General features: G+C 51.9%; 4 protein-coding genes and 2 pseudogenes. 3 read left to right on the forward strand and 3 right to left on the reverse strand.

The features are described 5' to 3' along the window. Positions 1-331: 331 nt before the first annotated feature. A complete protein-coding gene (locus tag ACR1XY_RS23960) occupies positions 332-2281 on the reverse strand; it encodes an adenylate/guanylate cyclase domain-containing protein (protein ID WP_480597231.1) in 1950 nt (649 codons plus the stop codon). A 767-nt stretch (positions 2282-3048) separates the two neighbouring features. Further along, on the reverse strand, positions 3049-3573 hold the full coding sequence (locus ACR1XY_RS23965; protein WP_480597234.1) for a DUF805 domain-containing protein: 525 nt from the start codon (positions 3571-3573) through the stop codon (positions 3049-3051). Positions 3574-3664: 91 nt separating this feature from the next. Here ACR1XY_RS23965 and ACR1XY_RS23970 point away from each other — a divergent pair, with 91 nt between their 5' ends. After that, positions 3665-4135 carry a DUF2799 domain-containing protein gene (locus tag ACR1XY_RS23970; protein WP_480597236.1) on the forward strand — a complete coding sequence of 157 codons (471 nt, stop codon included), beginning with the start codon at positions 3665-3667 and terminating at the stop codon, positions 4133-4135. A gap of 186 nt (positions 4136-4321) precedes the next feature. Then, complete coding sequence (locus tag ACR1XY_RS23975) at positions 4322-4771, forward strand: phosphate-starvation-inducible PsiE family protein (RefSeq protein WP_480597238.1); 450 nt, start codon at positions 4322-4324, stop codon at positions 4769-4771. Between the two features lie 218 nt (positions 4772-4989). Here the strand turns inward: ACR1XY_RS23975 and ACR1XY_RS23980 are convergent. Next, a pseudogene (locus tag ACR1XY_RS23980) lies at positions 4990-5461 on the reverse strand (tyrosine-type recombinase/integrase). A 60-nt stretch (positions 5462-5521) separates the two neighbouring features. Here ACR1XY_RS23980 and ACR1XY_RS23985 point away from each other — a divergent pair. Further along, positions 5522-5692: pseudogene (locus ACR1XY_RS23985) on the forward strand (IS30 family transposase); the annotation flags it as partial. Positions 5693-5817: the final 125 nt, after the last annotated feature.

Here is a 5817-nt window from a genome sequence, read left to right on the forward strand (position 1 = left end):
GCCACACAAACAGGCCGGACAGACGAAGGTACTGACGAAAAATGCCGCAAAATCACGAGTAAACGCTTGCAATGCAGGAGCCACCCACAGAGGACATTTAGCCATGCCAAAAGATGCTGCAATGCAGCCCGTCGAACCTGCCGTTCGCTGCGGGTGCAACTTTGGAGCAAGTTTGACGAGGCCACACAGCTGTCGTTCACTGCAGTTGCAGCACCCAGCACATCGAACGGCAACATTGCGCAGCAAATCATACCTTGCAATTGTTTGTCGCTGCAAAAACTCTCTCTGTTCCAATCTTCAACAGGAAATAAGCGCCTGCGAGCCCCGCAAACTACCGCTTCTTATTGCTGTTCGTAACTGCATTCCAATCTTCCGGCGGTGGATGCTTCAACAAAACTTGGGCGCGGGACATCATGACCACCGAAGCGGGATCTCCGTTTCGTTCTTGATCAGCGGCCTTAAAGGCAGCAACAGCTTTTTCAAACTGCCCTGCTCGATAGTGTGCAAGGCCTTGTTCGTAGGGTTCAATCCACGCAAGCGATCCGTCAATCTCATCCGCCATCGCGATTAGTTCGTAGACCACCAACTCCTTTGTGCGCCCAAATACTGTTAACGTGTCCAGTTCGCGCACCATGATCTTATCAGCCGCTTGGCGCCGGGTTTCTGGGCCAATCAGGATCAGTGTGTCGTAATCCTTGTTGGCTCCCTCTAATCGGCTGGCAACGTTCACCACATCGCCAATTGCAGTGTAATTCAAACGCTGCTCTGACCCTATGTTGCCGACCAGAGCCTCGCCACTATTCAGCCCGATCCTGACGCGCAGGGGGTTGCCAGCGTCGTCTTCAATTCCGGCCTCCTCTACAGCAGCGACAAGGTCCAGTGCCGCGCGACAGGCGTTTTCGGCATGGTTGGTATCCTTGCGCGGCGCGCCCCAGAAGGCCATCACAGCATCGCCCATGAATTTGTCGATAGTTCCCCCATTACGAGTGATGGCAGCAGAGGACGCGTTGAAGAAGGGTTCCATCATTTGGACGATCTTGGGGCCAAGTTTTTCAGACAGACCTGTGAAACCCGTGACATCGCAAAATAGCACGGAAATCTGCTTTATGTCTCCGCCTGGCTGAGTCTTGATGCCCTCGGCAACCAGCATGCGCACCAAGTCGGTAGGTACATACTTGCGGAATGCTGATAGACCTGCAGCCATACTTGCGGTCGCAGCAGAGAGATTTGCAAGCTCAGAGAGATTGGAGGGCCTGCGCGCAATGCGTTCGACATCAAAGCGTTCGATTTTGCTCAGGTCTTCGGCGATATATGCCAACGGGTTTGCGACGACTGTGCGAACCAACCAAATAGCCAATCCGGTGGCAACAACAACCACACCGATCAGAATATAGATCAGGTTTATCAGCGTCTTGTCGATATCCGAAAGAAAGGCAGCTTCAGGGATGACGGTGGCAACGCGCCAGCCGTAGAACCCCAATGGCGTCAGAGCAACCGCGTAGGGCACACCTTCGATGACAACACGCTTAGTCAACGAACCGGAGGCGTTCGCTGTGGGGTCACCCAACAGCTTTTCACCGGCGATCTTTGCGACCTCATAAAGCTCACCCTCACCCATGCGTGCGGGTGTGACCTCATCTGCTTCCGCATCGGGTACAGCGATCACTTTACCATCGGCATCCAGAACAAACGCTGCGCCGAATTCACCGGGCGTAAGAGTCGCCAGAAAACGCGAAAGTCGATCCGTTTCGATCGCCACGGCCAGAACGCCTTGCCGCTTTCGGTTGACGTCTATCGGACCAGCAAATGTGTAGACAGTTTTGTTACTCTCCGGGAGGTCCCGTGCTTCTATCCATCCCGCGGACTCAAGGCCCATAAAGTTTTCAAACCACGCATGTTCGCGTGGATCGTAGGAAGTTTCGGTAAAGGTTCGCTCTTCGAACTGGATGTCTCCTGGAATGAAGATATAACGGTCCTTCCGCAACATCCGTTCACGGATATCCTTGTCGATTTCAATCATCTCAAGCCCGCCGTCACCTAAACGATGTGACGCGAAAAAGTTCCCATCGGGCCAACCGAAGAAAACCCATGAAATATTCGGTTGCGCCTGCAATTGTGATAAGAACACGAACTCTCTCTTGTCGGCTTGTCGCGTCGCGATAACGTTCTGGACAAATATCGTGCGTACGGCCGCCCAAGCGGCTTCGGCCGACCTGAGCGTTACGCCCACCTCTATACGAACGGTGTTTGCAATTTGACTGTTAATCTCGGCTGCGAGCATGCGACTATTGTCGCGCGCTGTTTTCCACCAAAGGGAGTGGACTATAACCGTCGACACGCCGATGGATATAGCAACTAGTATTGATACAGCGATGCCTACGCTAATTCGCACTAAAGCTCCGCAAGTAGCGACATGTGCTTTAGTATTGAGTTGAGACAGTTCGAAGAGCAAAGCTTACTTCGCTTTAATGCTGAAAACTCACGCAACTGTTAAATTCAACAAATAGATCTGCTTGTGAAGCGATTACCGGAGCAAGTTTTCGGCTTTAGTTAATTGCCCAGACCGAGACAAGAATACACACATGTAGCTGTTGCAAGGTATCGACCATTGACCTTCGCGGCTTTAGCGCCTGTTTGGCGAGCGGGCCACCAACCTGCCATTCGCTGCATACGCGAATAGTCTACTGCAAGCGCAAAGCCATAGCCCTCTGCGGCGGCAAAACGCACTGCCAGAGAGCAATTGAACGGGAAATGAAAAAAGCGCGGGCATGATGAGGGTCTCAAGGTTCCGGGTCGGACCGACTGTTTTATAGCTCCTGTTTCGAAACCAATCATTTGCGGAAGCGCGGCATAAAGACGCTAAGCACGGCATTTGGCAAGACCGTTTTGCCCTATGAATTTGCACCGGTGGCGGATTACAGCAATGTGGGCTGCAGCCTCGGCAGCCGAGCAAGGTGCTGAGAGGCCGGAAAGGGCCGTCCACTCCCTGGCCAAAAGAAAATCAAGCTCTGATGCCGAACCTGCACCGACGTCCGTAGAGAGCCCAATTCACAGTCCTGAAGGTATTGGTCCGTAGCGGTTTTCTTCTTCCTGTGTTGGGCGGCTTAGCCAAAAAATCATCAAAATTGCCAGAATCAATTGTACTAGAACTGCAAAAGCTACCCCACCTAGTCCCAGGATAGCTACAGCCGCACCCAACTCTTCAGGGTCGCTGCTTGCATTCCCAGTCGCAGAAAACGCCAAAATACCAACCATCATTCCACCGGTCATTACCAATGACACGGCCAATGGCAGTAACAAGTACCAGCCAGGACGACCCGTATCATGCAAGCGACGCCAACCCGCCGCGAGTAAAGGCAAGAATACTGCAATCGAGAACAGGCTATACAATGGCTGACGGGCTATTCCACCTTCCTGTTCACTGCCAAAAAAGACACTATCCAGCACAGTAAAAACGACGCTGCCGAGTACAACGAACAAGAAAAACCACCAATACTCCGGACGTCGCGCACGACCGCTAAAGGTTACGTATTTGGATAGACAAATCGAAATCGATTTTATGAACGTATTCATGGGTTGGGCTCCCGTTTTAACGAAACTGACCTGACAATATCCTTATAATGTTATAGTATGACAAAAACAGTGGATTGGTTAAAGAGGGGCAATGACATTTCGCACAGCACATTGGGGGTTATTCGATGCGATCGGGTTTTTTGCGTATGGCCCGATAGATTCAGTCTCTCCCGAGCAATGCCAGACCGGGGACTGGGCAAGCATCGGTTTCGCAGACGGTAAAGGCGGAAGCTCTGAAGCCTTTATCTCCCGCCATCATGGAGCCTGCGCAAAGGTCGGTGTCATGCCTGATAAAGCGGCGTGGTCGTCAGATCGCGTTCGCGGATTGCAGGAGTATTGTACCCCACAAAATGCATATTCAGTCGGACGCAATAGCACCGAATTATTCAATGTATGCACTGGCCCCAAAGTCACGGAGATCAACCGCGCCAACGCGAAAGGGCTAAAGTACAACGCCATAGGCCGAGAGATCAGCAATCTCCGTACGCGATCCAATGACATCGACACTAAGTTGCTGTTCCTGGGAACACCAAAGAACGAAGAACAGCGGTTTGAATGGTGAAAACTAAAAGCGGAACAGAAACGGATAAAAACTCGGATCAGCGACCTCGAATTGCAAAGAAGCGATTATTCAGTGCTTTAAGGCTTCGAGAAAGTACTCGGTAAGTGATCGAGCACTTTACTCATTGTGGCCTGATATGCGCTGAAAAGCACCAGATAATTCATCAATTGAACTATGGGACAAGATATGGCCAACGACGACAATGAACTTCACGTGGAACTGGATCCTAATCACGAAGATCCAGTGATCAGAGTTGCAAACGTTGTGGTCCGGCAAATGACGCGCGGCCTGTCCATACTGATGGTTTTAGTCATTGGATGGACGATTCTTGACGCATTTGTCACCTTTGGGTTTCATCTTGTCGAAAAACCAACGCTACTTATTGATGGGGAAGACCTGCTCATTGTTCTGGGAGCTGTGTTGTCAGTCCTTATTGCAATCGAAGTCTATACGAACGCGGCGCTCTACCTGACTTCTAACGTCATACACGTAAGGCTGGTTCTTGCGACCGGGCTTATGGCCGTCGCCCGGAAAGTGATAACCTTCGACTACAAGACAATGGACGCAGCCCATATCGCGGCATACGCCGGATTGGCACTTGCGCTGGGAGTCGCATATTGGCTGGCCAAAAGATAGACTGTTAACTGCTCGGATGACATAGCAAGGTTACTGCCCCGAAGTGCAAGCGGACGTGTGCTGCGTCAGCAGTAGATGCAACCCAAAAGGTTCGTTTTGACCTACAGGGCCGTCGTCGGCACCCTCGAAATACGGCGCCAGTTATCAACACCCGCTTCGAGGAAGCTGACCGTTACGGATAGCAGCAAAGGGCCGTCCGTGTAGGCGGCCCAGAGGTGTTAGATTTCAATGGCTTCAGCAATGGCAAGGCATCCTCAAGTTCGACACCAAGATACCTGACCGTGCTGTCCATCTTTGTGTGCCCTAAAAAAATTCGAACGGCGCGAAGGTTGCCAGTCTTCTTGTAGATCTGGGTTACTTTCGTGCGTCGCATCGAATGTGTGCCGTATGCACTGGCTTCCAGTCCGATCTACGTGACCAGTCCCGAACAATCCGCGCGTACTGGCGTGTCGATATGTGTAGGCGCTCATGAAAACGGCCTGGCCAAAGATACTCTGATCCGACCATCAGTTCATCTTCCATCCAATTATCGACGGAAGCGCGGCTGCCATCCGATATCTCAATCCGGACTGGCTTCTGCGTATTGCTTTGCAGCACTAAAGCGCGTTCCTTGATCTGGCCAGATGCCATGCTGTCAATTACCTTCATCTTCACTAGGTCGCAGCCGCGAAGCTTGCTGTCGATCGCCATATTGAACAGGGCTAGATCACGATGGTTCTCTGCTTATTCAAGCCGCACCCGGATTGCCCAAACGTGCTTCGGCTTCTGCGCCAGTACTTCCCGAAAGGCACTGACCTCTCCGTGCACACCCTACAGCATCTCGGTGCCGTAGCTCGCGAACTCAACGAGCGGCCCAGAATAACCTTGAATTACTTCTCACCGGCAGAGAAGTTCGAAGAGTGTGTTGCGTCCATCGGTTGAATCGGCAGCAGAAAGCAGACTTTGCAAAGTCCGGTTGATCTCTCTTAGTTGCCCTTTGGCACACCCCTTAGTGACTGCCTTCACCCCGCATTAGAAAACGATCCGGGTTCTTAGACCGAACAGGG

The organism is Ruegeria sp. AD11(2025) (genome assembly GCF_056542405.1).

Excerpts from the sequence above, each read along its gene's own strand:
- ACR1XY_RS23960 (WP_480597231.1), bottom strand. The coding sequence starts at position 2,281 with ATGCTCGCAGCCGAGATTAACAGTCAAATTGCAAACACCGTTCGTATA.
- ACR1XY_RS23965 (WP_480597234.1), bottom strand. The coding sequence starts at position 3,573 with ATGAATACGTTCATAAAATCGATTTCGATTTGTCTATCCAAATACGTA.
- ACR1XY_RS23970 (WP_480597236.1), top strand. The coding sequence starts at position 3,665 with ATGACATTTCGCACAGCACATTGGGGGTTATTCGATGCGATCGGGTTT.
- ACR1XY_RS23975 (WP_480597238.1), top strand. The coding sequence starts at position 4,322 with ATGGCCAACGACGACAATGAACTTCACGTGGAACTGGATCCTAATCAC.